This is a genomic window from Hydrogenophaga aquatica, from assembly GCF_054780915.1.
Window position 1 is genome coordinate 19,762 of the sequence record NZ_BAAGVK010000020.1, and the last position, 24,545, is coordinate 44,306.

Sequence of the window (24,545 nt, forward strand, 5' to 3'; positions counted from 1 at the left end):
CTCAGCTGCCCAGTTTGAAGAAGCCGGTTCCCAGGGTACCCCGGCCGACCTCGTCGACGGTGGCTTCTCGCACCGCGTGCAGTTTGAGCTTGAGCCGTAACGCGATGCCTGCCAGGGGGTGGTTGGCATCCAGCACCACGTGTTCGGGGTAGATCTCGCTGACGAAATAGACCTTGTCCCCCGGGGCTTTCGATTGGCAGCCCGCTGGCAGTCCTTCGAATGCCATGCCTTCTTCCAGATCCTCCGGGAAAGCCGAGCGGGGTTCCAGGAACAGCAGCTGGTCGTCGAAGTCACCGAAGGCGTGCTCGGGCTCCAGGTGCAGCTCCAGCGAGTCACCCGCGCGGTGTTCCTGCAGTGTCTCTTCGATCTTGGCGAGCAGGTCGCTGCCGCCCACCAGAAACTCCACCGGCTCGTCCAGTTCGTCCAGCACCTCGCCCAACGTGTCTTGCAAGGTCCACGTCAGGGATACGACGCATTGAGGGGTGACGGCCATGTCGTTGTTGCCGCGGTCGGTGGGGTTCACAGAGTGGTTCATTCGTCGGTGAGCGAAGAGTCGCCCGGGTTTTATCAGGGACAATTGTCCCATGACTTCCGTAGCCCATTCAGACACGTCTGCTTCCCTGCCCATTCAGCCTGACCAGCCGCTACAACTGCTGGGAGGGCTCTCTCCCGCGCAGTTCATGCGCCGACACTGGCAGAAGAAACCCCTGCTGATCCGCCAGGCGATACCTGGTTTTCAGCCGCTGCTGGCAAGGAGCGAGTTGTTCGCCCTGGCGGCAAGGGACGACGTCGAGTCGCGTCTCATCACCCGCGAAACCGACGGGTCCTGGCAATTGCGCCATGGCCCCTTTGGCCGTGCGGCGTGCCCCCCGTACAAGCGGCCGGACTGGACGCTGCTGGTCCAGGGGGTCGACCTGCACGTGAATGCGGTGCACGAACTGATGAAGCGTTTTCGCTTTGTCCCGGATGCGCGGCTCGACGATCTCATGATCTCCTGGGCGAGTGAAGGCGGTGGCGTAGGCCCCCATTTCGACAGCTACGACGTGTTCCTGCTCCAGGCCCAGGGCAAGCGCCGGTGGCGTATCGGCCGCCAGAAGGACCTGACGTTGGAAGAGGGCGTTCCCCTCAAGATACTGAGCAACTTCGAGCCCGAGGAAGAGTGGGTGCTGGAGCCGGGCGACATGCTCTACCTGCCGCCGAAGTGGGCACACGACGGCGTGGCCGAGCAGGGCGAGTGCATGACGTACTCGATCGGGTTCCGGGTGCCACAAAGGGGCGGGTTGGCCGGTGAGCTGGCGCTGAGACTGGCCGACGAGTACGAGGACGAAACGCTCTACCGCGACCCCGGCCAGCCAGCGACCGCGCAGCCAGCGCAGATGCCCGAAGGCCTGCTGAGCTTCGCGCAGGAGGGGCTTCAGCGCATGGCGGCCGACCCGATGGCCCTGGCATGCGCGCTGGGGGAGGTGATGACCGAGCCCAAGCCGCGTGTCTGGTTCGAGGAGCCCGCTGGCACCTGGCAGGCTGGTGCCGTCAAGCTGGACCGGCGTACCAGGATGATGTACGACGCCCACCATGTGTTCATCAACGGTGAGGCTTTCCGTGCGGGCGGCCGCGATGCCCGGCTGATGCGTGAGTTGGCGGACCAGCGCTGCCTGCCGGCGTCTGCTGTGCAACGTTCCAGCGCCGGGGCTCAAGCGCTGCTTGCCGACTGGTTCCAGGCCGGTTGGCTGCACCTGGCAACCGATTGATGTTTGCCTCGCCGGGGTGGGTCGTTGCCCCGGATGTTGTCAAAACGAGACAGAAACATCTTGTTGTAAAAAAAATCACGTTCAGGGTTAACCCGAACCATTTTGCGGATTATGATCCGCGCCGAACTGGTGCAAACATCTTCAAAAATGGTGCATCAGTTTCACTGGTGTGGCCCCTCGGGAGGGTGGCGCCGGTGAAGACCAAACAGTCCCGTATACATACCCATCCTTCGCTCAAATGAACAAGTCGCTCGTTATCGCCGCTCTGATGGCTGCTGTGGCACTGGCCGCATGCGGTAAAAAAGAAGAAGCCGCTCCTGCTCCCGCTCCCGCTGTGGAAGCTCCGGCTCCTGCCGCCGCTCCCGCTGCTGACGCTGCTGCTCCCGCCGCTGATGCCGCAGCTCCTGCTGCTGCCCCGGCTGCTGACGCTGCTGCTCCCGCTGCTGAGCAGAAGCCCGAAGAGAAGAAGCAGTAATCTGCTTTCTCTCCAACAAAAAAACCGCCTCACAGAGGCGGTTTTTTTGTGCCCGGTGCACGCCGGCAGGCGGCACCGGGGCTGGGGGATGGCTTACTTCAGGTCGTCGGCAATCACTTGCACGATCCGCTGAGCTGTGGCAGACGTTTCGGGTTGGCCATTTGCGTTCAGGACGGCAACCGTGGTCTGTTCGCCAGCGCTCTTGACGCTGATGCGGTAACGCACAGGCGACGATTCCTTCGCCGTGGAGCTGCCAAACAGGCGGCTGAAGAAGCCGGGCTTCTCGGCGGCTGTGTTGGCGTTCGCCTCGACGTAGCGCACGAAGTAGACGCCCTGCGCGCGGTCGCGGTCTTCCACCGTGAAGCCGGTGCGGTCCAGCGCCAGACCGACACGGCGCCAGGCGCGGTCAAAGCCTTCGTTGATCTGCACCACGGGCTGGTTGTTGACGGTTGCAACCTTTGACGTGGAGGTGGTGGCCCCCGTGGCCAGCAGCGCCTTGGACTGTTCCTGGCTCACGCCAAGCTTGACCATCATGCGGCGCAGGAATTCGGCTTCCAGTTCCACGTCGGCAGGGCGGGGCTGCCACACGGTGCTGTCCTTGCGTTCGCTGGAGTAGACCTCGACCATGCCACGGTGGCTGATGTAGATTTCGGTGCCGCCGTTGGCCGTGCGCTCCAGGCGGGTGCGGAACTTGTCCCGCTCGCCTGTGGAGTACAGGCTGTCAAACACCTTGCCAATGGTGGAACGGATGATGTCCTGCGGCAGTTTGGCGCGGTTTTCGGCCCAATCGGTTTCCATCACGCCCAGGTTTTCCTGATCCAGCGTGAGCAGGAAGCCGTTTTCCTGCCAGAAGTCGCGCACGGGGCTCCACAGCTGGTCGGCAGGGCGGTCCACCACCAGCCAGCGCTGGTTGCCAGCACGTTCGATGCGCACGTCACCCACGCTCACGGCCGCCGTGGCCACTTTCTGGGTGGGCTGGCTCACCTGGTAGCCGGATGCCGTCACGGCGCCGCCAGGAACCACGTAGCGCGATTCGCGGCTGAGCTGCGTCAGGTCGGGCGGGACTTCCAGTGTGTTGACCTGCTTGGCGCTCTTGTAGTCGATCTTGTCTTCCTGCAGTACCGAGCAGCCGGTAGCCAGCAAGGCTGCCATGGCCAGGGCCGACCAGCGGGGAACAGCGTGACGCAGCGTGGAGGTGTGCATAAGTGCGGTGCGCTGAAGAGTGTCTTGTTTCATGGAACAGTCTGGCGTTGACGGGGGGAGGGCGTTGCGGGCAGGTTACAGCAGGTTGGCGGCCTTCAGTGCCTGTTCCAGGGCCGGCTGGTTGCCGCTGGTCATCGGGGTGAGCGGCAGGCGCAGCGCCGGGCCGCTCAGACCCATGCGGGCCATGGCCCACTTCACTGGGATGGGGTTGGGTTCCACGAACAGCTGGCGGTGCACGGGCAGCAGCTGCATCTGGATTTCCATGGCCTTCTTCACGTCACCCGCAATGGCTGCCAGGCACAACTCGTGCATCAGGCGGGGTGCCACGTTGGCGGTCACGCTCACGTTGCCCTGGCCGCCGCACAGCATCAGTGCCACGGCGGTCGGGTCGTCTCCCGAGTAGACGGCGAAGTCTGCCGGGGTTTCCTTGATGAGCCACTGTGCGCGCTCGATGTTGCCCGTGGCTTCCTTGATGCCAACGATGCCGGGAATTTGCGCCAGCCGCAGGACCGTGTCGTGGGCCATGTCGGCCACGCTGCGTCCGGGCACGTTGTAGAGAATGATGGGCAGGTCGCCAGTGGCTTCGGCAATGGCCTTGAAGTGCTGGTACTGGCCTTCCTGGGTGGGCTTGTTGTAGTAGGGCACCACTTGCAGCTGGCAGTCGGCGCCAACTTTCTTGGCAAAGCGGGCCAGTTCGATCGCCTCTGCCGTGGAATTCGCGCCGCAGCCAGCCATGATGGGCTTGCGGCCAGCAGCCTGCTCCACGGACACGCGGATGATTTCGCAGTGTTCCTCGACGGTCACGGTGGGCGATTCGCCCGTGGTGCCGACGACACCGATGCAGTCCGTGCCTTCGGCGATGTGCCAGTCGATCAGCTTTCGCAGTGCGGGGTAGTCCACGCTGCCATCTTCATGCATGGGGGTGACCAGGGCCACGATGCTGCCGGTGATCGGATTCATAGGTCGGTAGTGCTTCGGTTGGATGCAGAGAATTGAATGCGCATTCTACCCAGCGGCGCGCAGGGCATGACGCGGGGGCTGGGAAGGGGTGTCAGCCGCCTCGCGAACAGCGGCTATCCGTTGCACGAAACGCTCCGGATCGGTGAGGAACCCGTCCTCGTATGCCACGGTCCGAAGTTCCGCACATTCGCGCAGCAGTTCGCCGGGTTGCAGCAGAAAGTCGGGCCGTGACGGTTTGCCCACGCTGGCATTGCCGTGGGCAAACGTCTCGTAAATGAGCACACCACCAGGGCCCACGCAGGCCAGGATGCGTGGCCACAGCGGGCGCCACAGGTAATTGGTGACGACCACGGCGTCGAAGGTGCGGCCGTCCAGCGGCCAGGGGCCGTTTTCGATGTCGGCGCACAAATTTGTAACCAGCGGTTGCAGGTCCGACAGGGTGGCCAGGGCTTCGGCGTCGCGGTCGAGCGCTGTCACGTGGCAGCCCTGGCGTACCAGCCAGCGGGTGTGGCGGCCGTGGCCGCAGGCCAGGTCAAGCACGCGCGCACCGCCTGGGCGGTCAGGAATGAGGTGGGACCAGCGGCGCACCCATTCCGAGGGCGCCAGTGCTGCGTGGGGCGGGTGTGTCATTGCGTCAGAAGCAGGACCATAGCTTGTCGGCCAGATCCACGAGGAAGTCGGCACGGGTGTAAAGCCCGAAGACGAGCAGCATCACGCCCAGGGCCAGCGCCCAGACGGTGGCGCGCTGCCAGGTTTTCATGCAGCCGCTCCGGCGGCCACCCGGGTGGGGCCGCGCTGGATGGGGGTTTCACGCACGGGCCAGTTCACCACGGCGGCAAACACACCCAGCGCGATGGAGATGTACCAGACGATGTCGTAGCTGCCGGTGCGGTCGTACAGAAGGCCGCCCAGCCACACCCCCATGAAGCTGCCCACCTGGTGGCTGAAGAACACGAAGCCACCCAGCATGGACAGGTGCGCCACCCCGAAGATCTGCGCCACGATGGCGTTGGTGGGCGGCACGGTGGACAGCCAAAGCAGCCCCATGGCCGCCGCGAAGATGTAGACGCTCCAGGGTGTGAGCGGGGCCAGCAGGAAGAGCGTGATGGCGACCGAGCGCATCAGGTAAATGAACGAGAGGATGCGCCTCTTGGCCAGGCGCTGTCCCAGCACGCCTGCGGCGTAGGTGCCGAACACATTGAACAGGCCGATGATGGCCAATGCGTAGCTGGCCACCTGAGGCGACAGACCGTTGTCCTTGAGGTAGCTGGGCATGTGCACGCCGATGAACACCACCTGGAAGCCGCAGACGAAGTAACCCGCCATCAGCAGCTGGAAGCTGCGGTAGCCGAAGGCTTCGCGCAGGGCCTGGCCGATGGTCTGTTCCCGGTGGGCGGCCCCCGCCGCGCCGCCAAACCCCGGTTCGCGCAGGCCCCAGCCCAGCGGGGCAATCAGCAGCGCGGTGCCGCCCAGAATCAGCAGTGCCTCCTGCCAGCCGAAGTTCGCGATCAGGAAACCTTCCACCGGCACCATGAGGAACTGGCCGAACGAGCCTGCAGCGGCGGCCATGCCCATGGCCCAGGAACGTTTTTCAGCGGGAATTTGCCGCCCGATGACGCCATAGATGATGGCGTAGGTGGTGCCCGCCTGCGCCGCGCCGATGAGCACGCCCGCAGTGAGTGCGAACAGCAGCGACGACGTGGACAAGGCCATGCCGGCCAGGCCCGCTGCGTACAGCAGCGCGCCGCCCAGCAGCACGCGGTAGCCGCCGAAGCGGTCGGCCAACATGCCCGCGAAAATGCCGAACAGGCCCCAGGACAGGTTCTGGATGGCCATGGCGAAGGCGAAGGTCTCGCGCGTCCAGCCCTGGGCCTGGGTAATGGGCTGCAGCCACAGGCCAAAGCCGTGGCGGATACCCATGGACAGCGTGACGATGGCAGCACCGCAGGCCAGCACCTGCAGGGCAGAAAGTTTGGGGGTATTCGAGGACATCCCGAGACTGTAGCGAATTTGCGGGGCGTCTGCCTGTCGCCTGCGGGCGGTGCCGGGCTATCTACAATGCCACGCCATGGCAGAGAAATCCCTTTTCCCCGGCGAGGCAGGCAACGCCTACGCCGAAGGTTCCATCCGGGTGCTCAAGGGCTTGGAGCCCGTCAAGCAGCGCCCGGGCATGTACACCCGCACCGATAACCCGCTGCACATCGTCCAGGAAGTGCTGGACAACGCCGCCGACGAGGCGCTGGCGGGCTTCGGCAAGCGCATACGCGTCACCCTGCACGCCGACGGTTCGGTGAGCGTTGAAGACGACGGGCGTGGCATCCCCCACGGTATCCACCCTGAAGAGAACGCCCCCGTGCTGGAACTGGTGTTCACCCGCCTGCACGCGGGCGGCAAGTTCGACAAGGGCAAGGGCGGGGCGTACAGCTTTTCGGGTGGCTTGCATGGCGTGGGCGTGAGCGTGACCAACGCCCTGGCCACCCGCCTGGAGGTGACCAGCTACCGCGACGGTCACGTGGCCCGCATGGTGTTTGCTGGTGGCGACGTGGTGGAGCCCCTGAGCCGCCGCCTGGCAGGCGAAGGTGACCGCAAGCAGGGCACCAGCGTGCGCGTGTGGCCCGATGCGAAATACTTTGAGTCACCCAATTTGCCGTCAGGCGAACTGGTGCACCTGCTGCGAAGCAAGGCCGTGCTGATGCCGGGTGTGACGGTGAGCCTGGCCAACGAAAAGACCAAAGACACCCAGACCTGGCAGTACAAGGGCGGCCTGCGCGACTACCTGCAGCAGACGCTCAACGGCGAGCCGGTGATCCCGTTGTTCGAGGGCGAGGGCTATGCCGACTCAGGCCACGAAAGTTTTGCCGAAGGTGAGGGCGCAGCCTGGGCGGTGGCTTTCACCGAGGACGGCCAGCCGGTGCGCGAGAGTTACGTCAACCTCATACCTACCAGTGCGGGCGGCACGCACGACAGCGGCCTGCGCGACGGCCTGTTCCAGGCCGTCAAGAGCTTCATTGAACTGCATGCTTTGCTGCCCAAGGGCGTGAAGCTGCTGCCTGAGGACGTGTTTGCCCGGGCCAGTTACGTTCTGAGCGCCAAGGTGCTGGACCCGCAGTTCCAGGGCCAGATCAAGGAGCGGCTGAATTCGCGCGACGCCGTGCGGCTGGTGAGCAACTTCGTGCGCCCGGCGCTGGAGCTGTGGCTGAACCACCACGTGGAGTACGGCAAGAAGCTGGCGGAGCTGGCCATCAAGGCTGCGCAAAGCCGCCAGAAGGCTGGCCAGAAGGTGGAGAAGCGCAAGGGCAGCGGCGTGGCCGTGTTGCCCGGCAAGCTGACCGACTGCGAAAGCCGCGACATTGCTCACAACGAACTCTTCCTGGTAGAGGGCGACTCCGCCGGGGGCAGCGCCAAGATGGGCCGGGACAAGGAATGCCAGGCCATCCTGCCGCTGCGCGGCAAGGTGCTCAACACCTGGGAGGTGGAGCGCGATCGCCTGTTCGCCAACACCGAGATCCACGATATTGCCGTGGCCATCGGCGTGGACCCGCACGGCCCCAACGACACACCCGACCTGAGCGGCCTGCGTTACGGCAAGGTGTGCATCTTGAGCGACGCCGATGTGGACGGCTCACACATCCAGGTGCTGCTGCTGACGCTGTTCTTCCGTCACTTCCCCAAGCTGATCGAGGCCGGGCACGTGTACGTGGCGCGCCCGCCGCTGTTCCGCGTGGACGTGCCAGCGCGCGGCAAGAAGCCCGCCACCAAGGCCTATGCGCTGGACGAAGGTGAGTTGACGGCCATTCTGGACAAGTGCGCCAAGGACGGCGTGCCGCGCGAGAAGTGCCAGATCAGCCGCTTCAAGGGCCTGGGCGAGATGAACGCCGAGCAGCTGTGGGACACCACGCTCAACCCCGACACCCGCCGCCTGCTGCCCGTGCAGCTGGGCGACCTGGACTTTGCGGCGACCGAAGCCCGCATCACCCAGCTCATGGGCAAGGGGGAGGCCGCCTCGCGCCGCGAGTTGATGGAGTTGCACGGCGACGCCGTGGAAATTGACGTGTGAGCGTCAACCCACAGTCAGCTTTTCTGTGCAGTTGATCATCCAGCGGATGCCGAACTTGTCGCAAAGGCTGCCGTAATAGGCACCCCAGAACATGTCCTGCATGGGCAGCTCTACCTTGCCACCCGCCGACAGGCCATTGAACAGCCGGTCAGCTTCGTCGCGTGAGTCGGGCTCCAGGTTGATGTAGACGTTGTTGCCCGGCGTGACGGCAAAGCCCATGGAGGGTGGGGCGTCGGTGCCCATGAGCACATGTTCACCCATGATGGTGAGCTCGATGTGCATCACCAGGTTGCGGTCCTCCTCGGGCAAGGGCGGCTGGCCTGGCACGGCAGGCATGTCGCTGAAGCGGTGGATGGGCCCGTCGAAATCGCCACCGAAGACCGAGCGGTAGAACAGGAAAGCCTGCTCTGTTTCGCGGGCAAAGTTGAGGTAAGTGCTGACCCTGGCCATGGTGATTGCCTCCTTGTTGAAATGTTGGGTCCGCTCCCTCTGCTCCCACTGATGCAATGGTAAGCCAACCCACCATGGAACGTGTGCAATGGTGCCAGCCATGGCGTGGCACCGTGGCCATCAGCCATGGCCCCTGTAAGGGTTTAGCGCAGTTCGTCCTGCAGCCGCTGCTGCAGGCTCTCCATCAGATCGTCCTCGCCCACTTCGATCTGCCGGTCTTCGCTTCTGCTGTGGAGCGTGATGCGGTAGCGGAAAAAATCTGCCGAGCGCGGGGCTGGTTGAGTGGCGCCGGCCCTTGCCTGGAACAAGGCCTCTACTGCGCTCAACTCGTCAGGGCTGAGTTCGCGGCAGTGCATTTGCGCCCGGCAACGCAGCCGCGACCCTGGCAGCCCCACCCCCGCCAGACCGCCCAGTTTCTCAATCTCCAGTTCGTCGTCGGGATTCATCCGTCTACAGCTCCACCTTCTGCCAGCCAGCGTCCACCGCAGCGGCAACCTTGGCGTGGCGGGGGTACAGCTGCTCTGCGAGCTGGCGCGTGCGCGCCGCGAACTGCGGCATGGTCATGCCCGGGTTTGCGCCAGACATGGTCAGCGCAGCGTACCAGACCCGGCCAATGCGTTCCCAGCTTTTTCCACCAAGGGCCATGCACGCGGTGGCGAAGGCCAGGTTCGGCGGGCCGCTGCTGTAATGCGGGTCCATGCCGGGGGTGATCTGTGAATACCGCGTAGGCTGCGGTGCCAGCGCAGACTCGTCGGCTGGGTTGGCCATGTTGCGCAGGCACGTGTAGCCCCTCTCCCTTGCGACGGGGCCGATGATGTCCGCCGCGATCAGCCAGTCTGCCTCTGCCGCTTGTTGTTTCGCTGCCCATTGGCGAAACATGGTGCCGAAGCAGTCGGACATGCTTTCGTTCAGCCCGCCGGCGTCGCCGCTGTAGGCGAGCCGCAGGCTGTGTTGCGTGATGCCGTGGGCGAGTTCGTGGGCTATCACGTCGTTTGCCGCGGTGAAGTCGATGAACAGCTTGCCGTCACCATCGCCGTAGATCATCTGGCTGCCGTTCCACATGGCATTGTTGTAATTCCGGCCGTAGTGGATGGACGACACCAAGGCCATGCCCGCGTTGTCTATCGAATTGCGGCCGAACACGGTCCTGTAGAACTTGGCGACGGCCTTGGTCTCGGTGAAGCAGCGCTTGGCGGTGTCGTCGCCCGAGGACAGGGGGCGGTCGACCGGAGTGCCAGGCAGGGTTCGTGTGTTTTTGCAGTCGTAGATCCTTACCGCAGGGGACGCGGCCAACCGGGGGCTTTCGACACCAGTGAACGGCGCCAGGCCGGTGAGTTCGGCGTACTGCAAGCGCAAGCCGCGCAACGCTTCGCTGACTTGCGCAGAGTCCCAGGCGGCCTTGCGCAGACTGGTTTCAAGCTGTTCGTCGCCCGCAAAGCGGTCGAGAACTTCCTTGGGAACGATGGAGCAAAGGCAAAGAGCCATCTGGGCAACCTCCAGTGTGGTGCCCGCCACCCATGGGCGGGTTGGCCCCCCAGCCTCTCTTGCCGGAATGCTACTACCGTTGATATTGCCTGGATACCCTGGTTTTGTTACAGCCAGCGGCGCACACGCGCCATGTAGTGGCTGAATTCTTCGCCAAACTGTTGAAGCAGGAAGCGTTCTTCGGGCTTGATTTGCAGTTCGGTAAGGTACACGCAGAACCCAATGGTGATGAGCGCGCCCAGCAGGCTGGCCGCCCATGCCGCGACACCCGCCAGCATCAAGGCCATGCCCAGGTACATGGGGTTGCGCGTGAAGCGGTAGACGCCATGCGTGACCACGCTTGTGGACTTGGCGGGGTAGCGTGGGTCCAGTGTGGTGTGCTGCAAGCGGAACTGCAAGGCCGCCCACAGCATGACGCAAAGCCCCGCCAAGAACAGCACCACCGCCAGGGCCTTGTGCCCCGCAAACGGCCAGTTGAAGGCGGGCAGCCAAGCACCCGCCGCCACGGAAAGCGCCATGCCAATGGCCGTGAGCAGGAGCGGGGGAATTTTGAGTTCGAGGGAAGGCATGGGTGAGGCCAATCTTACGGGTGGGCCAGGAAAAACTCCCAGATCACGTCGTTGGCCACCAAAGCCTGGGAAGGCGGCTCCTTGCCACGGCGTTGCGCCTGTGTGCCTGGCCAGGAGTGGCCGCCATCGTCCACCACGCAAAGTTGTACCGACGCGTTACCTGCGCAACCTGAATACACCTCGCAATAGGCACCTGGCTTTTCCAACACACGGCGCGGCGCAGGCTGGCAGCGGTTGCGCTGTACCCAGCGCGCAATGGTCTCGGGCACCGAGACAAAGTCCATCACCTTGCTGTCGTCGCGAAAGGCGTCTTTGCCTGCGCCGCCGTTGAACAGCACATGCGTGTCGTTCTTGGCGTGGATGTGAAGCACCGGGATGGGACGCACGGGCTGGCAGGTGCCCATTGCCTCAGTGCCTGCTACCGATGCCACTGCCGCGAACACATCGGCAGCATCGCAAGCCAGGCGGTGCGCCATCATGCCGCCGTTGGACATGCCGATGGCATAAATGCGTGCCGGGTTCAGCTGGAGCCGGGCGCCCAATTGCGCCACCACGGCACGCAAAAAGCCCACGTCGTCCACCTGGCGGTCGCGCGCGTCGCCACAGCAGGCCCCTGCGTTCCAGGTGGCGAACTTACCCCCAGGGAGCTTGCTGTAGCCGTTGGGGAAGGCAACCACAAAGCCTGCGCTGTCGGACTTGGCGATGAGCCCGTAACGGTCGCCATTGGCCATGTAATCGGCAAAACCACCGCCGCCGTGCAAGGCCAGCACCAAGGGGGCGGCCTGTGTGGGGTTTGAACGGGCGGGCACGTGCACAACCACCGTGCGCTTTTGGCCTTGGTGCGTGACTTGGAGCGTGTGCGTGCCAGCAGGCAGCGGTGCCGTTGTTGGTGCCTCGCTGGCTGCGCGCCGTTGAACAAGGCGTTCGCGCAGGCTGGGGCCGTCCTGGGCTGCAACGGGCAGAGTGGCACCATGGATGCACACGAATACCAGGGAAGCCACCAGCCGCGCGATCATGGGCCGTTTCCTTTCAACATTTGTATGCGGTTGATCGAGCGCTGCAGAGGTGTGGCTGTTGGCAACCTTCACCTATTCGGGCAAATGACAGACGGCTTCAATGTTGTTGCCTTCGGGGTCAATGACGAATGCGCCGTAGTAGTTCGCATGGTAGTCCGGGCGCAGCCCGGGGGCTCCGTTGTCTTTACCTCCGGCAGCAATGGCTGCTTCGTAGAAGGCATCCACTTGCGCACGGCTTGCCGCACGCCAAGCAAGGTGGCAACCAGACGTTGCAGCTGGGCCACCATAAGGCGATGGTCCGTCAATGAACCACACATCGGCCTTCTTGCCGTCTGGCTCGGACGCGTCTGGGTAAGCCAGGCCCAGAATGTTCGATCCGTAGGCGCCTTCGAAGCAGATGCTGTAACCCAGTGGCGCGAGTGCGGCGCAGTAAAACGCCTTGGCACGGGCAATGTCTTTCACGCGAAATGTCATGTGGTCCAGCATGGGATGGCTCCTGAAGTTGACTTGGTGTGCAGGATGCTAACACTGAACTGTATAAAAAAACAGTTATTTTTGCTGGGATGCCTGCATGGTCACCCTGGAAGGACGCTCGGAACCTGTGTGGACACAGGCGTTGCATTGGCCAACGAGTTCGCGCGCGTCTGCTGTACTGGTGCCCAGTCAGAACTCGTCGGGGGGTAAGGCTCGGCTGGGGCGCATCCCCAAACGCGGGGATGCCTATCTGAGAACTTTGCTGACCCAGGGGGCCAAATCGGTGGTCATGAGTGCGGCCAAGCGATCCGACCATACCAGCCAGTGGGTGCTGCAGAGTCACACTCCACAGCCAGTTTCCTTTACCACTTGCGACGGGTTTGATCGACCATCATTGCCAAACGGGTTCCTCCCACACCGCGACACGCCGATAACTCTTCCGGCTCAATGAATACCTGTTCAGCAGCCATTTGTAGCGTGTGGCGCAGCGGTGACGCAGATTCCATGTCGGCACGGACCACAACAGAGTCCACTCCAGATGCCGGATATACGACTGCAGGTGCTTTACCCATGGGGTCCAAATTGATCAGGCTCTTGCTGTTGTGGGGGAGTCCATATAGGAGGGGGCAGGCGTCATCGCCGCAACTGCGCAAGAGAAGGGACTTCGCCATCTAGCAGGGCAGATAGCAACAGGCTCGTCTCTTGAAACATGTAGGGCACGTTCTTATCCGACGACATGATGCCGTCAAAATACGTTCCGTAGGCCACAAGCATCATGTCGACGAAGTCGTTCCGTAATTTCTCGGCGCTTAGCTCGCCGAACCCACCCTGTGCAAACCTCCTTAGACTGAGAAGGTACATTGCGAAAGTGACCCTGAACATGAATGTGTTCGGAAGTTCTTCGTACGTTGGTCGTTTGAGCGTAAGCGGAGAGTCCTGAAACATCATCCCCGTCATCTCGATAACGGTCCTAACGAGTTTATCGATCAGTTCGGGTGTGTACTCCTCTTTGGCACGCAGGACAGCGCGCTCCTCTTTCGTGTATCGACTTCCAAGCACCTCTATTGCGCCACGAATGTTCTTGGCTTCGTCACGCATCTTGTCTTGGTGCTCATTTGCAGAGCGGCCAAGACTACGAATCTGGTCCTGAAAACGAGCGTCACCTGCCTCGGCCGCTCGCAGATGGCGTACGTACAGCGGGAATCCGCGAGTTTGATCTTCGTCCACTAGGCGACGCTGCAGGCCCTTACGCCGTCCGGTCAAGGCGCAAACCTTGGCGGATCCCTTCAGGATCAGGACCTGGTGCGGGAACTCCGATAGGACCGACATGGACTTGAAGATGCTCTTGAGCGGGTCGCCCTTATATGCCTCCATCAATACGAAGTCAGGAAGAACGGCGATGTTTTCAGGGGACCTTGCGAGAAACGCCCGTAGGGTCTCGGTTTGAAGCTGGTTACTGTCAATGACGCGCTTCATGACGCCTAACGCCAAAGTTCAGGGGCGCCCGCTTGGCGTGACGGAAGCGAACACTGGTGGAGGTGTCCCCTGCAACGCACAGTTAGGCAGGGTAGCGAAGACACGGCGTCGCATTTGCATGTTGAAGCCACTCTGGCATATCAGTCCGCAGTGTTTGCACTTTTGAGTCGGTGTACTGCGCGAACAAGAGCCTCAAAGTCTGGGGAGTGCTCCCTTGAAGGGGAAAAGGACGGAACGTAAACGTTGAAGTCGCAGGGGGAAACCTCCAGGGTGATCCATGGTTTCACTGCTAAAGGCTGCCCTGTGCCATTGTTGATTGACCACTCTTCGTTCTGGAGCTCGAAGAAGTACATGACTTGTCCCTTCTCCGTGACCCATTCTGTTTTAGTTTTGGCGCCAACTGCTCGGGCTACAGGCTCTAGCTCGGTCCGTAGCTTCCTCAATTGCGCGCGAACCTGTAGGAAGCGCCATCCAGGAAAAGCGGCGAAGAAAAGACCAGCGCCAAGGATGAGCAAGCCAACTATGGTGCCCACGACGTATTCCAGAAGACTGCTCATGTGCTAAATACCCTGGAAATTCTCTATCTACTTCCGTACCGAAGGGGCTTAAGGTTTGAAGGCAGTGTTGCATTGCTTACAAACGGCCTCAACATCAACGCCCCCCTTAACCGTTGCTGAGAAGTTCCCATCAATCTTGTCGACGGAGCGATGTGGATTTCTTATGTAAGGGTGGCCATCTTCTGAGACGTGAAATACGCCGATTTGCCTACAATTCGGGCACACAACGTCATATGCGTATCTGTCTCTTGCAGCCATGGAGCCCCCCTGTTTGTGATGCCTAACGTACAGTCTGCACCCATTCGGGTGCAGACTCAAAACCAACATAAACGGTGTATAGCACGGCATCTCCCTGTGGAAAACCAAAGATAGGCACCCACGATGATGCCGAACATGGCAGCGATATACACCGCTCTGCCACCTGTAGCGGCGCAGGCGCTGTAGAACTACTTTGGTCGTCAGCTTGCCTTGCTCGGATAACAATGGGGCATTTTTACCACATTTGGCCCTGCGGCGGCGATTTGCTGACTTTGTGTTCCATCAAGTATTGCGGATTTGTCTCTGCACGCCATAGCTCCGCAGCGCAGCGTCTATTTGTGAGGCCTCGGTCGTCTCTGCAGGATAGAACCGGTAGCTGGGTGCGATGATCGCCTCCACCGCCTTGGCCCGAATCACAAAAACACTGCGGATCGGAAACCGGTCACCAGCTATTTTTTGCAATGGTTCGGCCCAACGGGCAAATTCCGCATCCGCCGGGGTAATGTCCCGCGCCGTGCCAAGCACCTTGTAGCCCTTTTGCGCGAACACGTCCACAAAGCTCAGGCAAACCTGGGCGTTGGCACGGATGTTCTTGGCAGACGTGGGCGAGGCTATGTTGGCCACGACCACGTGCTCGTCGTCCACAACGGCAAACAATTCCTTGGGTGACACGTTTGGTTGACCGGTTGCGCTGGCGGTGGCCAGCCAGCAGAGCACGCTGCGTTCGGCCATGGCTTTGTGGTCGGGGGTGAGCAGGTTTGGCATGGTGTTTCAGTGTAGGTCTGGCACTCATGGACAATAAGGCATGAGCTTCGATTTACTGCCTCCATCCGACACTCAGCCCACCGAACCCCTGGGCGACCCCGACAGCTTGGCCGCCTACGCGCAGCGGGCCTACCTGGAATACGCTTTGAGCGTGGTGAAGGGCCGCGCGCTGCCCGATGTGTGCGACGGCCAGAAGCCCGTGCAGCGGCGCATCCTCTACGCCATGCAGCGCATGGGCCTGGGCTATGGCGGGCCCAACAGCAACACGCCCGCCAAGCCTGTGAAGAGTGCCCGCGTGGTGGGTGACGTGCTGGGCCGCTTCCACCCCCATGGCGACCAGGCCGCCTACGACGCGCTGGTGCGCATGGCGCAGGACTTTGCGCAGCGCTACCCGCTCATCGACGGGCAGGGCAACTTTGGCAGCCGCGACGGTGACGGCGCCGCTGCCATGCGCTACACCGAGGCCCGGCTGGCCAAGATCAGCACGCTGCTGCTGGACGAGATTGACCAGGGCACGGTGGACTTCATTCCCAACTACGACGGCTCCACCGAAGAGCCGAAGCAGTTGCCCGCGCGCCTGCCTTTTGTGCTGTTGAATGGCGCCAGCGGCATCGCCGTGGGCATGGCCACCGAGATTCCCAGCCACAACCTGCGCGAGGTGGCCGACGCCTGTGTGGCGCTGGTCAAAACCCCGAAGCTGACCGACGAAGAGCTGTTTGCCCTGCTGCCGGGGCCGGACTACCCGGGTGGCGGTCAGATCATCAGCCCGGCGGGCGACATTCACGACGCCTACCGCACCGGGCGCGGCAGCCTGAAGGTGCGCGCCCGCTGGAAGATTGAAGACCTGGCGCGCGGCCAGTGGCAACTGGTGGTGACGGAGCTGCCACCGGGCGTGAGCAGCCAGAAGGTGCTGGAAGAGATTGAAGAGCTGACCAACCCCAAGGTGAAGGCGGGCAAGAAGGCGCTGACGCAGGAGCAGACGCAGCTCAAGGCCAGTATCTTGGCGGTGCTGGACGGCGTGCGCGACGAATCCAGCAAGGACGCGCCGGTGCGCCTGGTGTTCGAGCCTAAGAGCAGTCGCATCGAGCAGCAGGAGCTGATCACCGCGCTGCTGGCGCACACCAGCCTGGAAACGTCTGCCCCCATCAACCTGACCATGGTGGGCCTGGACGGCAAGCCCGTGCCCAAGAGCATGCGGCAGATGCTGGAAGAGTGGATTGCCTTCCGCCAGACGACCATCACCCGCCGTTCGCAGCACCGCCTGGGCAAGGTGCTGGACCGCATCCACATCCTTGAAGGGCGGCAGATTGTGCTGCTCAACATCGACGAGGTGATTGCCATCATCCGCGCGAGCGACGAGCCCAAGGCCGCGCTGATGGCGCGCTTCAACCTGAGCGACCGGCAGGCCGAGGACATTCTGGAAATCCGCTTGCGCCAGTTGGCGCGGCTGGAGGCCATCAAGATCGAGCAGGAACTGAAGGAATTGCGCGAAGAGCAAGGCAAGCTGGAAGACATTCTGGGCAACCCCAACAGCCTGCGCCGCCTGATGGTGAAAGAGATTGAGGCCGACGCCAAGACCTTTGGCGACGAGCGTCGCACGCTGATCCAGGCCGAGAAGAAGGCGGTGGCCGAGATCAAGGTGGTGGACGAGCCGGTGACGGTAGTGGTGTCTGCCAAGGGCTGGGTGCGCGCACGCACCGGTCACGGGCACGACGCGGGTGGCTTTGCCTTCAAGGCGGGTGACGGCCTGTACGGCACCTTTGAATGCCGCACCGTGGACACGCTGATTGTGTTTGGCAGCAATGGCCGCGTGTACAGCGTGCCCGTGGCCAGCCTGCCGGGCGCGCGCGGTGACGGCCAGCCCATTACCACATTGATTGACCTGGAAGCGGGCACACAGCCGGTGCACTACTTTGCGGGCGCGGCAGGCACCACACTTTTGTTGAGCGGTTCGGGCGGCTACGGCTTCCTGGCCACGGTGGACGACATGGTGAGCCGCCAGAAGGCGGGCAAGGCTTTTGTGACGTTGAACGAAGGCGAAACCCTGTGCGCCCCGGCGCTGGCAAGCGGCGGCATGGTGGTGCGCCTGGCGGGGCAGGAAGGCGGCGTGATCGCCCCGCCCACGGCACCCGAAGGTGGCGAGGCCGAAACCGCTTTGGCCCCGGCCACACATGTGTGCTGCGTGTCGGCGGGCGGGCGCATTCTGACGTTCGAGATGGCCGAGCTGAAGCTGCAGCCCAAAGGTGGGCGCGGCCTGATGCTATTGAGCTTGGACGGCAAGGACACGCTGGCCGGTGCGGCTGCCTACACGCGCAGCGTGCGCATTGAAGGCATTGGCCGTGGCGGGAAGCTGCGCGACGAGACGTTGGAGATCCGCAGTCTGAACAACGCCCGTGCCGCGCGCGGGCGCAAGGGCAAGGACGCGACGTTTGGCTTCAAACCCGCGCGCGTGGTGCGGCTGGTGTAAACGTTCAGGAGCAAGGCATGGCAGACCCAAGGCGGGGGTGGGGAAGGCTTGTTGGCGTGTGCATTGCGCTGGGTGCGGCTTGCGCTGGCGTGGCGGCGCAGAACCTGCCCATGATCGATACCCACAGCCATTTCCAGGCGGGCAAGGACCGGAACTTTCCAGCGGCGCTGACCCGTGCCCTGCAGGAGATGGATCAGGTGGGCATTGTCCGCACCCTGCTGATGCCGCCGCCGCTGCCAAAGGACCAGGGCCCCATGTACTACGACATTGAGGACCTGCAGTTTGCAGCGCGCGAGGCGCAGGGCCGGGTGGCGTTGCTGGGCGGCAGTTCGCTGAATGTGATGATTCATAGCGTGGCGCCGCAGGACGTGACGGAGGCCGTGAAAGCCCGTTTTGCAGCCCGGGCGAAGGCCATTCTGGACCAGGGGGCAGTGGGCCTGGGCGAAATTGCCATCCACCACGTTTCCATACCCGCCATGGGGCCGCAGCACGCCTACGAACTCATCGCTGCGGACCACCCGCTGTTGCTGTTGTTGGCGGACCTGGCAGCGGAGCGGGATGTGCCCATAGACCTGCACATGGACCTGGTGCCGGAGGACATGCCCTTGCCTGCAGTACTGCGCCCCAACCCGCTGAACCCGGACACCTTGCCCGCGAACGCTGAAGCGTTCAAGCGCCTGTTGCGGCACAACCCGAACACCCGTTTCGTGTGGTCGCACGTGGGGTTTGAGCCCCTGCTGACGCGAAGCCCGGAGGTGGTGCGTGCCTGGCTGCAGGAGTTTCCCAGGCTGTACATGAGTTTTCGGCTCAACCGTGGGGCGCCCAGCCCGGCCGCAGCGCTTTCACCCGACGGAAGGCTCAAGCCCAATTGGGTCAACCTGATCAGCTCTTTCCCCGACCGTTTTTTGCTGGGAAGCGATTCGTTTTACGACGCCACGGGTGTGGCCCGTGGTGGCGGAGAGCAGGGGTCGAATCAGGGCCTGCGAGGGCTGCGCGCCCTGGCGAACGCTCTGCCACCGGCGGTGGCGGAGGCAGTGGCTTCGGGCAACGCGGTGCGGCTATACAAGCTGGCACCGCTTGCCAGCGGCAAGTGACGTCTTGTCGCCAGGGGGTTACCAGTTCGCCTCGCGCTCGGGTGTGGCGCGGATGCGGTGGATGGTGAGGTCGGCACCGTCGAATTCTTCTTCCTGCGTCAGGCGCAGGCCCAGCGCGGCCTTGAGCACGCCGTAAACCACGAAGCCGCCCGCGAGGGCCCACAGCACGCCCATGGCCGTGCCGATGAGTTGTGCGCCGAAGCTGACCCCACCCAAGCCTCCAAAAGCCTGTTGACCAAAGATGCCAGCCGCGACACCGCCCCAGGCGCCGCACAGGCCGTGCAGGGGCCAGACGCCGAGCACGTCGTCGATCTTCCAGCGGTTTTGCGTGAGGGTGAACAGCGAGACGAACAGAGCGCCAGCCACGCCGCCCACGACCAACGCGCCCAGCGGGTGCATGAGGTCGGACCCGGCGCACACGGCCACCAGGCCCGCCAGGGGGCCGTTGTGTACGAAGCCCGGGTCGTTCTTGCCCATGACCAGCGCCATCAGCGTGCCGCCCACCATGGCCATCAGGGAGTTGACCGCCACCAGGCCCGAGATCTTGTCCAGGGTCTGCGCGCTCATCACGTTGAAGCCGAACCAGCCGACCGTGAGAATCCACGCCCCCAGGGCCAGGAAGGGGATGTTGGACGGCGGGTGGGCGCTGATGGCGCCGTCTTTGCGGTAGCGGTTGGAGCGTGGCCCCAGCAGCATGACGGCCCCCAGGGCCAGCCAACCGCCCACGGCGTGAACCACCACCGAGCCAGCGAAGTCGTGGAAGGCGGCGCCCGTGAGTGATTCCAGCCAAGCCTGCACACCGAAGTGGCTGTTCCAGACGATGCCTTCAAAGAAGGGATAGACAAAGCCGACGATGACGGCGGTGGCTACCAGTTGCGGCCAGAACTTGGAGCGTTCGGCGATGCCGCCGGAGATGATGGCCGGGATGGCGGCGGCAAAGGTCAGCAGGAAGAAGAACTTGACCAGTTCGTAGCCGTTGCGTTGCGCCAGGAATTCGGCGCCCACGAAGAAGTGGGTGCCATAGGCCACGCCGTAGCCCACGGCGAAGTACACGACCGTGGAGACGGAGAAGTCCACCAGGATCTTGACCAGGGCGTTGACCTGGTTCTTCTGGCGCACGGTGCCGAGCTCCAGAAACGCGAAGCCAGCGTGCATGGCCAGGACCATGATGCCGCCCAGAAGAATAAAGAGGGTGTCTGCGCCCTGTTTTAGTGCTTCCATGCTTGTCTTTGGTGAATTGAGTACGGTTTTGATGCGTTAAAGGGCCTGGATGGCCCTTGCACCAAAGACAAGCAGGAATCGCGCCAATACGATGCGTAGCGCACCAATATTGGCATGGGAGGCGGCGAATCAGGCCAGTTCGGCCATGAGTTCGATTTCCACGCAGGCACCCAGGGGCAGCTGGGCCACGCCGAACGCACTGCGGGCATGTGCACCAACCTGGGGGCCGAAGACCTGGCCCAGCAGCTCCGAGCAGCCGTTGGTGACCAGGTGCTGTTCGGTGTAGGTGTTGGTGGAGTTGACCAGGCTGAGCACCTTGACGATGCGCTTGACGCCGTTGAGGTCGGTGCCAGCGGCGACGCAGGCGGCGTGCAGCGTGCCCATCAGATCCACGGCCACGGCGCGCGCGGCGGCCTTGCCTTCCTCGGTGGTCATGGTCAGGCCCAGTTGGCCGACCCAGGGCTTGCCGTCCTGCTTGGCGATGTGGCCGCTGAGCAGCACGAGCTTGCCTGTCTGCACGAAGGGCACGTAGGCGGCGGCGGGCACGGCCACGGGCGGCAGCTCGATGTTCAGGGACTTGAGGGTGTCGTAGACGGACATGGGTTTCTCCGGAAGACTGTGGGTGTGAACCCCTGGGAGGGGCGCGGAATCAGCGTGCCATTCTAGAGACCGGGTGGCAGGCGCTGGGCGTGTGGAGCGGATGGCTGGCACGGCATCAGCCGAATTCATTCCGCAGTGATGGCGCTGAATTCGTCGGCGGGGGCGACAGTGACGGCCACCGACAAGGTGTGGCTGCCCCCGCCCTGGATGACGCCGCGCAGGGGTGAGATGTCGCCGAAGTCGCGGCCGACGGTGAGCGTGACGTAGTCGTCGCCGGGGCGGTTGCGCCCGCAGCGGTCGTTGGTGGGGTCGAAGTCGTACCATTGGCTGCCCACGGGCACGGAGACCCAGGCATGCGAGGCGTCGGCGCCGATGAGCCGGGGCTGGCCCGGCGGCGGTTGGGTGAGCAGGTAGCCGCTGACGTAGCGCGCAGGCAGCCCCAGGCTGCGCAGGCAGCCGATCATGATGTGGGCGAAGTCCTGGCACACGCCCTTTCGCTGGTCGAGGGCCTGGAGTGCGGGGGTGTGGACTTCGGTGCTGGCGGTCTCGTACTGCAGTTCGCGGTGGATCTTGGCCATCAGGTCGTGGCAGGCGTCTAGGAAAGGGCGGCGGGCCGCGAACAGGGGGCGTGCGAAGTCGGCAAAGGCGTCGTCTCGTTGCGCGTAGGGTGACGGGAAGACGAACTCGCTGGCCGCTTTGAAAGGTGCCTGCGCGCGGTATTGCATATGTTCGCGAACGGCCTCCCACGGAGGGCTGTCGTCCAGCTCGGCCGGTGGCTGGGTTTCGACGAGGCTGTCGGCCGTGACGCTGAGCATCTCGTGCGGGCTTTGCAGGGCGAAGAAGGTGCGCCAGTTGCCGAAGGCATCTCGGCTGTCTTCGCGGTGAGCAGGTTCTGGCGTGATGGTGAGACTGTGCGCCAGCACCACCTGGTCGGGCAGCTCCAGCGGACGCAGGTGCGCCAGGTGCTGAGCCAGCACCACCGGGGCCTGGTAGTCGTACTGGGTGTGGTGCAGAACGCGAAGCTGCATGCTCAGGTTGCCATCAGGCTGCGCGCCACGCGGTCGGCGTGGCTGAAGTAGCGGTGGCCCAGCCGGTCTGACAGGGTGTAGGCGGAACTTTCGCAGGCCTGCACCAGTTCCAGCAACGCCAGGTAGCTGTTTTGCTTTCCTGCACTGCCGCCCATGGCGCCACTCAGGGCGATGAGGTCCCAGGCGAGCGGATCGGGCATGCCGGTGAGCAGGTCACTGGCGGGGCTGCCGTCGGCGTGCGGCAGCTTGGCCACGCGTGCGCGCAGGGTGGACAGTACCCAGGCCAGCGAGCGCGGGTTGTCGCGGTGGGTGACGAGCATGTCGAGCAGCGCCACCAGATCGCGCCGCTGCTGGTAGTGCGCGTGGAAGGTGATGGTGGAGTCGAACAGGGCAATGACGGCTTCGAAGCCGCTGTCCTCGAACACGCAGCCGGTTTCCAGGCCCATTTCCAGGGCGTTGGCCAGCGTGGCCAGGCGTTCGATGTGGCGGCCGATGCTGAGCATGCGCCAGCCGTCGTCGCGCATCATGCGGTCGGTCTGCGCGCCGGTGATGGCGGAAAGCAGTTCGCTGGCTTCTTCCAGGGCTTCCAGCACTTCTTGCGAGACGATGTCGCCTTCGCTGCTGAGACCCTGGCACTGGGCGGTGAATTCGGCGTCCAGGCGCTCGATGAGGTTGCGCTGCTCCTGCGAGAGGCGTTCGCGCACGTTGCTGGCGGCCTGGCGCAGCGAGCGCAGGTTGAAGCCCACGCTGCTGGCCCCCGAGTCGGCGGCCAGCATGGCGATGAGCGAGCGCTCGAACACGCGGGGTGAGAGCTGGGCGTCGGGCACGTCGGGCAGCACCAGACCGTTGTACTTGGCGCAGGCAGACAGCCAGGCGAGCAGTTCGGGCGAGCCTTGTTCCTCGCCCTGCAGGCAGCGCAGGGCAATGCGTGCCAGGCGCACGGTGTTGTCGGCGCGCTCGGTGTAGCGGCCCAGCCAGAAGAGGTTTTCTGCCGCGCGGCTGGTGATGTGGCGTTGCTGCAGCGCCATGCTGAGCGTGCTGGGGGCGCTTTGCAGCAGGCTGGTGCGGTCCACCTCACCGTGGGTGAGCACCCAGCAGTCGGCGCTGCTGCCGCCACGTTGCATGGAGGCGATCTGCTGCCCGCTGGGGGCCAGGCGCACCATGCCGCCCGGCAGCACGCGCCAGGACTGCGCGCCGTCTGCCAGGGCGAACACGCGCAGCATGGCGGGGCGGGGGGCGATGTCGCCGCCGCGCCAGGTGGGGTTCTGCGACAGGGGCAGGTAGGACTGCAGGGTGTGATCGTCGGGCTGGCGCACGATGCGCCCGGTGAGCTGGTCAACCCCCGAAGGCGACAGAAGGGGGCCGATGACTGCCTCGCTGCCCAGGCGGGGGTAGGTGCTCTTGATGACGCCCTGCTTGAGCATGGGCAGCGCGGACTGCAGGCTGGCGGCTTCGCCACACCACCAGGTGGACAGCGAAGGCAGGGCCAGCGGCTCGCCCAGCAGGTGTTCGCTGATGGCGGGCAGGAAGCCCAGCATGGCACTGGATTCGAGCGGGGCCGAGCCCGGCGCGTTGGCCAGCAGCAGGTTGCCCGCGCGAACCGCCTGCATCAGGCCGGGCACGCCCAGGGCCGAATCGGCGCGCAGTTCCAGCGGATCCAGCCACTCGTCGTCCATGCGCTTGATGAGCACGTCAACGGGTTCCAGGCCGTGCAGCGTCTTGAGGTAGAGGCGACGGTCGCGCACCGTGAGGTCACTGCCTTCGACCAGGTTGAGGCCAAGGTAGCGCGCCAGGTAGGCGTGCTCGAAATAGGTTTCGTTGTAAGGGCCGGGCGTCAGCAGGGCGACCCTTGCATCACGCCCCTTGGGCGACAGGTTGGCCAGCCCCTGCATGAGGGCCTTGTAGCTGCCAGCCAGGCGCTGCACGCGCATGTCTGCAAAGGCGGTGGGGAACTGCCGCGCGATGGCGATGCGGTTTTCCAGCAGGTAGCCCAGGCCCGAAGGGGCCTGTGTGCGGTGCGACACGACCCACCACTGCCCATCAGGGCCATGGGCCAGGTCGAAGGCGGCAATGTGCAGCCAGGTGCCGCCGGGTGGCTCGATGCCCTGCATGGCGCGCAGGTAGCCGGGGTGGCCCAGCGTGAGCGCTGGCGGCAGCAGCGCCTGCTTGAGCAGCTCGCGCGGGCCGTACATGTCGGCCATGATGCGGTTGAGCAGACGCGTGCGCTGCAGCACACCGGCTTCGATGCGGGCCCAGTCCTCGGGGCTCACGATCATGGGGAAGAGGTCCAGCGCCCAGGGGCGTTGCTGGCTGTGTTCGTCGGCGTAGACGTTGTAGGTGACGCCGTTGTCGCGCAACTGCTGTGCCAGGCTTTGCTGGCGGCGATTGAGGTCGCCAAAGCCGTCGAAGCCCAGGTGATCGAAGAAGGTGGCCCAATGCGGCGCCAGACCCTCTGCGCCGATGGGAGCAGCGCGCAATTCGTCCAGGTGCCCCGGGGTGGCAGGCGCGGCGAGCGATGCCGCCAACGCTGCTGCGCTGGTGGCGTGCATGTCGTTGTCGAACAGGGGCACGGCGGGGTCGTTCACGGTTGGCAGTATGCCTCAAGCGCCCCGGCGGCGCCCTGCCGCCTGGGGGCTTGACGG

At 64.0% G+C, this 24,545-nt stretch carries 24 protein-coding genes and 1 pseudogene; 6 read left to right on the plus strand and 19 right to left on the minus strand.

The genetic code is table 11. From position 1 onward, the window contains the following. Position 1: 1 nt before the first annotated feature. Positions 2 to 493, minus strand: a complete 492-nt coding sequence (locus ACYVHH_RS15105; RefSeq protein WP_460566064.1) for an FKBP-type peptidyl-prolyl cis-trans isomerase — start codon at positions 491 to 493, stop codon at positions 2 to 4. A gap of 133 nt (positions 494 to 626) precedes the next feature. Here ACYVHH_RS15105 and ACYVHH_RS15110 point away from each other — a divergent pair, with 133 nt between their 5' ends. Both ACYVHH_RS15110 and ACYVHH_RS15115 read left to right on the plus strand, forming a co-directional pair. Further along, complete coding sequence (locus ACYVHH_RS15110; RefSeq protein WP_460566065.1) at positions 627 to 1,748, plus strand: JmjC domain-containing protein; 1,122 nt, start codon at positions 627 to 629, stop codon at positions 1,746 to 1,748. A 238-nt stretch (positions 1,749 to 1,986) separates the two neighbouring features. Further along, on the plus strand, positions 1,987 to 2,223 hold the full coding sequence (locus tag ACYVHH_RS15115; protein WP_460566025.1) for a hypothetical protein: 237 nt from the start codon (positions 1,987 to 1,989) through the stop codon (positions 2,221 to 2,223). A 93-nt stretch (positions 2,224 to 2,316) separates the two neighbouring features. Here ACYVHH_RS15115 and bamC read toward each other — a convergent pair whose 3' ends face one another. The 5 genes from bamC to ACYVHH_RS15140 all read right to left on the minus strand — a co-directional run bounded on the left by bamC (position 2,317) and on the right by ACYVHH_RS15140 (position 6,378). Continuing rightward, positions 2,317 to 3,426, minus strand: a complete 1,110-nt coding sequence (gene bamC, locus ACYVHH_RS15120; protein ID WP_460566066.1) for an outer membrane protein assembly factor BamC — start codon at positions 3,424 to 3,426, stop codon at positions 2,317 to 2,319. A gap of 75 nt (positions 3,427 to 3,501) precedes the next feature. After that, positions 3,502 to 4,386, minus strand: coding sequence for a 4-hydroxy-tetrahydrodipicolinate synthase (gene dapA, locus ACYVHH_RS15125; RefSeq protein WP_460566026.1), 885 nt, complete (start codon positions 4,384 to 4,386; stop codon positions 3,502 to 3,504). Between the two features lie 45 nt (positions 4,387 to 4,431). Beyond that, entirely contained in the window at positions 4,432 to 5,016 is a 585-nt protein-coding gene (locus tag ACYVHH_RS15130) for a class I SAM-dependent methyltransferase (RefSeq protein WP_460566027.1), read from the minus strand. A gap of 4 nt (positions 5,017 to 5,020) precedes the next feature. Next, a complete protein-coding gene (locus tag ACYVHH_RS15135; protein WP_460566028.1) occupies positions 5,021 to 5,146 on the minus strand; it encodes a hypothetical protein in 126 nt (41 codons plus the stop codon). Next, positions 5,143 to 6,378, minus strand: coding sequence for an MFS transporter (locus ACYVHH_RS15140; protein WP_460566029.1), 1,236 nt, complete (start codon positions 6,376 to 6,378; stop codon positions 5,143 to 5,145). Before ACYVHH_RS15140 ends, ACYVHH_RS15135 begins: the two co-directional genes overlap by 4 nt. Positions 6,379 to 6,454: 76 nt before the next feature. Here ACYVHH_RS15140 and ACYVHH_RS15145 point away from each other — a divergent pair, with 76 nt between their 5' ends. After that, positions 6,455 to 8,443, plus strand: a complete 1,989-nt coding sequence (locus ACYVHH_RS15145) for a DNA topoisomerase IV subunit B (protein ID WP_460566030.1) — start codon at positions 6,455 to 6,457, stop codon at positions 8,441 to 8,443. A gap of 3 nt (positions 8,444 to 8,446) precedes the next feature. Here the strand turns inward: ACYVHH_RS15145 and ACYVHH_RS15150 are convergent, their stop codons facing one another. From ACYVHH_RS15150 to ACYVHH_RS15175, 6 genes are all read right to left on the minus strand, one after another. Continuing rightward, on the minus strand, positions 8,447 to 8,893 hold the full coding sequence (locus ACYVHH_RS15150) for a VOC family protein (RefSeq protein WP_460566031.1): 447 nt from the start codon (positions 8,891 to 8,893) through the stop codon (positions 8,447 to 8,449). Between the two features lie 143 nt (positions 8,894 to 9,036). Then, positions 9,037 to 9,339 (minus strand): protealysin inhibitor emfourin, encoded by a 303-nt coding sequence (locus ACYVHH_RS15155; RefSeq protein ID WP_460566032.1) that lies wholly within the window; start codon positions 9,337 to 9,339, stop codon positions 9,037 to 9,039. Between the two features lie 4 nt (positions 9,340 to 9,343). Beyond that, the gene (locus tag ACYVHH_RS15160) at positions 9,344 to 10,378 is read right to left on the minus strand and encodes a M4 family metallopeptidase (RefSeq protein ID WP_460566033.1); all 1,035 of its coding nucleotides are present in this window, start codon (positions 10,376 to 10,378) and stop codon (positions 9,344 to 9,346) included. 107 nt (positions 10,379 to 10,485) lie between these two features. Continuing rightward, complete coding sequence (locus tag ACYVHH_RS15165) at positions 10,486 to 10,947, minus strand: methyltransferase family protein (protein ID WP_460566034.1); 462 nt, start codon at positions 10,945 to 10,947, stop codon at positions 10,486 to 10,488. Between the two features lie 14 nt (positions 10,948 to 10,961). After that, entirely contained in the window at positions 10,962 to 11,963 is a 1,002-nt protein-coding gene (locus tag ACYVHH_RS15170) for a CE1 family esterase (protein WP_460566035.1), read from the minus strand. A 72-nt stretch (positions 11,964 to 12,035) separates the two neighbouring features. Then, positions 12,036 to 12,449: a VOC family protein gene (locus ACYVHH_RS15175; protein ID WP_460566036.1), complete on the minus strand. Its 414-nt coding sequence runs from the start codon at positions 12,447 to 12,449 to the stop codon at positions 12,036 to 12,038. Between the two features lie 166 nt (positions 12,450 to 12,615). Here ACYVHH_RS15175 and ACYVHH_RS15180 point away from each other — a divergent pair. Then, a pseudogene (locus ACYVHH_RS15180) lies at positions 12,616 to 12,768 on the plus strand (transposase); the annotation flags it as partial. A gap of 302 nt (positions 12,769 to 13,070) precedes the next feature. Here the strand turns inward: ACYVHH_RS15180 and ACYVHH_RS15185 are convergent. The 3 genes from ACYVHH_RS15185 to ACYVHH_RS15195 form a co-directional block, all read right to left on the minus strand. Continuing rightward, entirely contained in the window at positions 13,071 to 13,913 is an 843-nt protein-coding gene (locus ACYVHH_RS15185; RefSeq protein WP_460566037.1) for a hypothetical protein, read from the minus strand. 140 nt (positions 13,914 to 14,053) lie between these two features. Then, complete coding sequence (locus ACYVHH_RS15190; protein WP_460566038.1) at positions 14,054 to 14,470, minus strand: hypothetical protein; 417 nt, start codon at positions 14,468 to 14,470, stop codon at positions 14,054 to 14,056. Between the two features lie 540 nt (positions 14,471 to 15,010). Further along, positions 15,011 to 15,493, minus strand: coding sequence for a pyridoxamine 5'-phosphate oxidase family protein (locus ACYVHH_RS15195; protein ID WP_460566039.1), 483 nt, complete (start codon positions 15,491 to 15,493; stop codon positions 15,011 to 15,013). A gap of 40 nt (positions 15,494 to 15,533) precedes the next feature. Between ACYVHH_RS15195 and parC the strand changes: the two genes are divergently transcribed. Then, positions 15,534 to 17,960 carry a DNA topoisomerase IV subunit A gene (gene parC, locus ACYVHH_RS15200; RefSeq protein WP_460566040.1) on the plus strand — a complete coding sequence of 809 codons (2,427 nt, stop codon included), beginning with the start codon at positions 15,534 to 15,536 and terminating at the stop codon, positions 17,958 to 17,960. A gap of 17 nt (positions 17,961 to 17,977) precedes the next feature. Then, on the plus strand, positions 17,978 to 19,054 hold the full coding sequence (locus tag ACYVHH_RS15205) for an amidohydrolase family protein (RefSeq protein ID WP_460566041.1): 1,077 nt from the start codon (positions 17,978 to 17,980) through the stop codon (positions 19,052 to 19,054). A gap of 18 nt (positions 19,055 to 19,072) precedes the next feature. Here ACYVHH_RS15205 and ACYVHH_RS15210 read toward each other — a convergent pair whose 3' ends face one another. From ACYVHH_RS15210 to ACYVHH_RS15225, 4 genes are all read right to left on the minus strand, one after another. Then, positions 19,073 to 20,275, minus strand: a complete 1,203-nt coding sequence (locus ACYVHH_RS15210; RefSeq protein ID WP_460566042.1) for an ammonium transporter — start codon at positions 20,273 to 20,275, stop codon at positions 19,073 to 19,075. Positions 20,276 to 20,404: 129 nt separating this feature from the next. Further along, on the minus strand, positions 20,405 to 20,875 hold the full coding sequence (locus ACYVHH_RS15215; protein WP_460566043.1) for a RidA family protein: 471 nt from the start codon (positions 20,873 to 20,875) through the stop codon (positions 20,405 to 20,407). Positions 20,876 to 21,000: 125 nt separating this feature from the next. Continuing rightward, the gene (locus tag ACYVHH_RS15220; RefSeq protein ID WP_460566044.1) at positions 21,001 to 21,903 is read right to left on the minus strand and encodes a transglutaminase family protein; all 903 of its coding nucleotides are present in this window, start codon (positions 21,901 to 21,903) and stop codon (positions 21,001 to 21,003) included. Positions 21,904 to 21,905: 2 nt separating this feature from the next. Beyond that, positions 21,906 to 24,452, minus strand: a complete 2,547-nt coding sequence (locus tag ACYVHH_RS15225; RefSeq protein ID WP_460566067.1) for a circularly permuted type 2 ATP-grasp protein — start codon at positions 24,450 to 24,452, stop codon at positions 21,906 to 21,908. Positions 24,453 to 24,545: the final 93 nt, after the last annotated feature.

Bases quoted from the DNA above. Each gene is read 5' to 3' on its own strand.
- ACYVHH_RS15105 (WP_460566064.1), bottom strand. From the start codon at position 493: ATGGCCGTCACCCCTCAATGCGTCGTATCCCTGACGTGGACCTTGCAA.
- ACYVHH_RS15115 (WP_460566025.1), top strand. From the start codon at position 1,987: ATGAACAAGTCGCTCGTTATCGCCGCTCTGATGGCTGCTGTGGCACTG.
- bamC (WP_460566066.1), bottom strand. From the start codon at position 3,426: ATGCACACCTCCACGCTGCGTCACGCTGTTCCCCGCTGGTCGGCCCTG.
- dapA (WP_460566026.1), bottom strand. From the start codon at position 4,386: ATGAATCCGATCACCGGCAGCATCGTGGCCCTGGTCACCCCCATGCAT.
- ACYVHH_RS15130 (WP_460566027.1), bottom strand. From the start codon at position 5,016: ATGACACACCCGCCCCACGCAGCACTGGCGCCCTCGGAATGGGTGCGC.
- ACYVHH_RS15135 (WP_460566028.1), bottom strand. From the start codon at position 5,146: ATGAAAACCTGGCAGCGCGCCACCGTCTGGGCGCTGGCCCTGGGCGTG.
- ACYVHH_RS15140 (WP_460566029.1), bottom strand. From the start codon at position 6,378: ATGTCCTCGAATACCCCCAAACTTTCTGCCCTGCAGGTGCTGGCCTGC.
- ACYVHH_RS15145 (WP_460566030.1), top strand. From the start codon at position 6,455: ATGGCAGAGAAATCCCTTTTCCCCGGCGAGGCAGGCAACGCCTACGCC.
- ACYVHH_RS15150 (WP_460566031.1), bottom strand. From the start codon at position 8,893: ATGGCCAGGGTCAGCACTTACCTCAACTTTGCCCGCGAAACAGAGCAG.
- ACYVHH_RS15155 (WP_460566032.1), bottom strand. From the start codon at position 9,339: ATGAATCCCGACGACGAACTGGAGATTGAGAAACTGGGCGGTCTGGCG.
- ACYVHH_RS15160 (WP_460566033.1), bottom strand. From the start codon at position 10,378: ATGGCTCTTTGCCTTTGCTCCATCGTTCCCAAGGAAGTTCTCGACCGC.
- ACYVHH_RS15165 (WP_460566034.1), bottom strand. From the start codon at position 10,947: ATGCCTTCCCTCGAACTCAAAATTCCCCCGCTCCTGCTCACGGCCATT.
- ACYVHH_RS15170 (WP_460566035.1), bottom strand. From the start codon at position 11,963: ATGATCGCGCGGCTGGTGGCTTCCCTGGTATTCGTGTGCATCCATGGT.
- ACYVHH_RS15175 (WP_460566036.1), bottom strand. From the start codon at position 12,449: ATGCTGGACCACATGACATTTCGCGTGAAAGACATTGCCCGTGCCAAG.
- ACYVHH_RS15185 (WP_460566037.1), bottom strand. From the start codon at position 13,913: ATGAAGCGCGTCATTGACAGTAACCAGCTTCAAACCGAGACCCTACGG.
- ACYVHH_RS15190 (WP_460566038.1), bottom strand. From the start codon at position 14,470: ATGAGCAGTCTTCTGGAATACGTCGTGGGCACCATAGTTGGCTTGCTC.
- ACYVHH_RS15195 (WP_460566039.1), bottom strand. From the start codon at position 15,493: ATGCCAAACCTGCTCACCCCCGACCACAAAGCCATGGCCGAACGCAGC.
- parC (WP_460566040.1), top strand. From the start codon at position 15,534: ATGAGCTTCGATTTACTGCCTCCATCCGACACTCAGCCCACCGAACCC.
- ACYVHH_RS15205 (WP_460566041.1), top strand. From the start codon at position 17,978: ATGGCAGACCCAAGGCGGGGGTGGGGAAGGCTTGTTGGCGTGTGCATT.
- ACYVHH_RS15210 (WP_460566042.1), bottom strand. From the start codon at position 20,275: ATGGAAGCACTAAAACAGGGCGCAGACACCCTCTTTATTCTTCTGGGC.
- ACYVHH_RS15215 (WP_460566043.1), bottom strand. From the start codon at position 20,875: ATGTCCGTCTACGACACCCTCAAGTCCCTGAACATCGAGCTGCCGCCC.
- ACYVHH_RS15220 (WP_460566044.1), bottom strand. From the start codon at position 21,903: ATGCAGCTTCGCGTTCTGCACCACACCCAGTACGACTACCAGGCCCCG.
- ACYVHH_RS15225 (WP_460566067.1), bottom strand. From the start codon at position 24,452: ATGCACGCCACCAGCGCAGCAGCGTTGGCGGCATCGCTCGCCGCGCCT.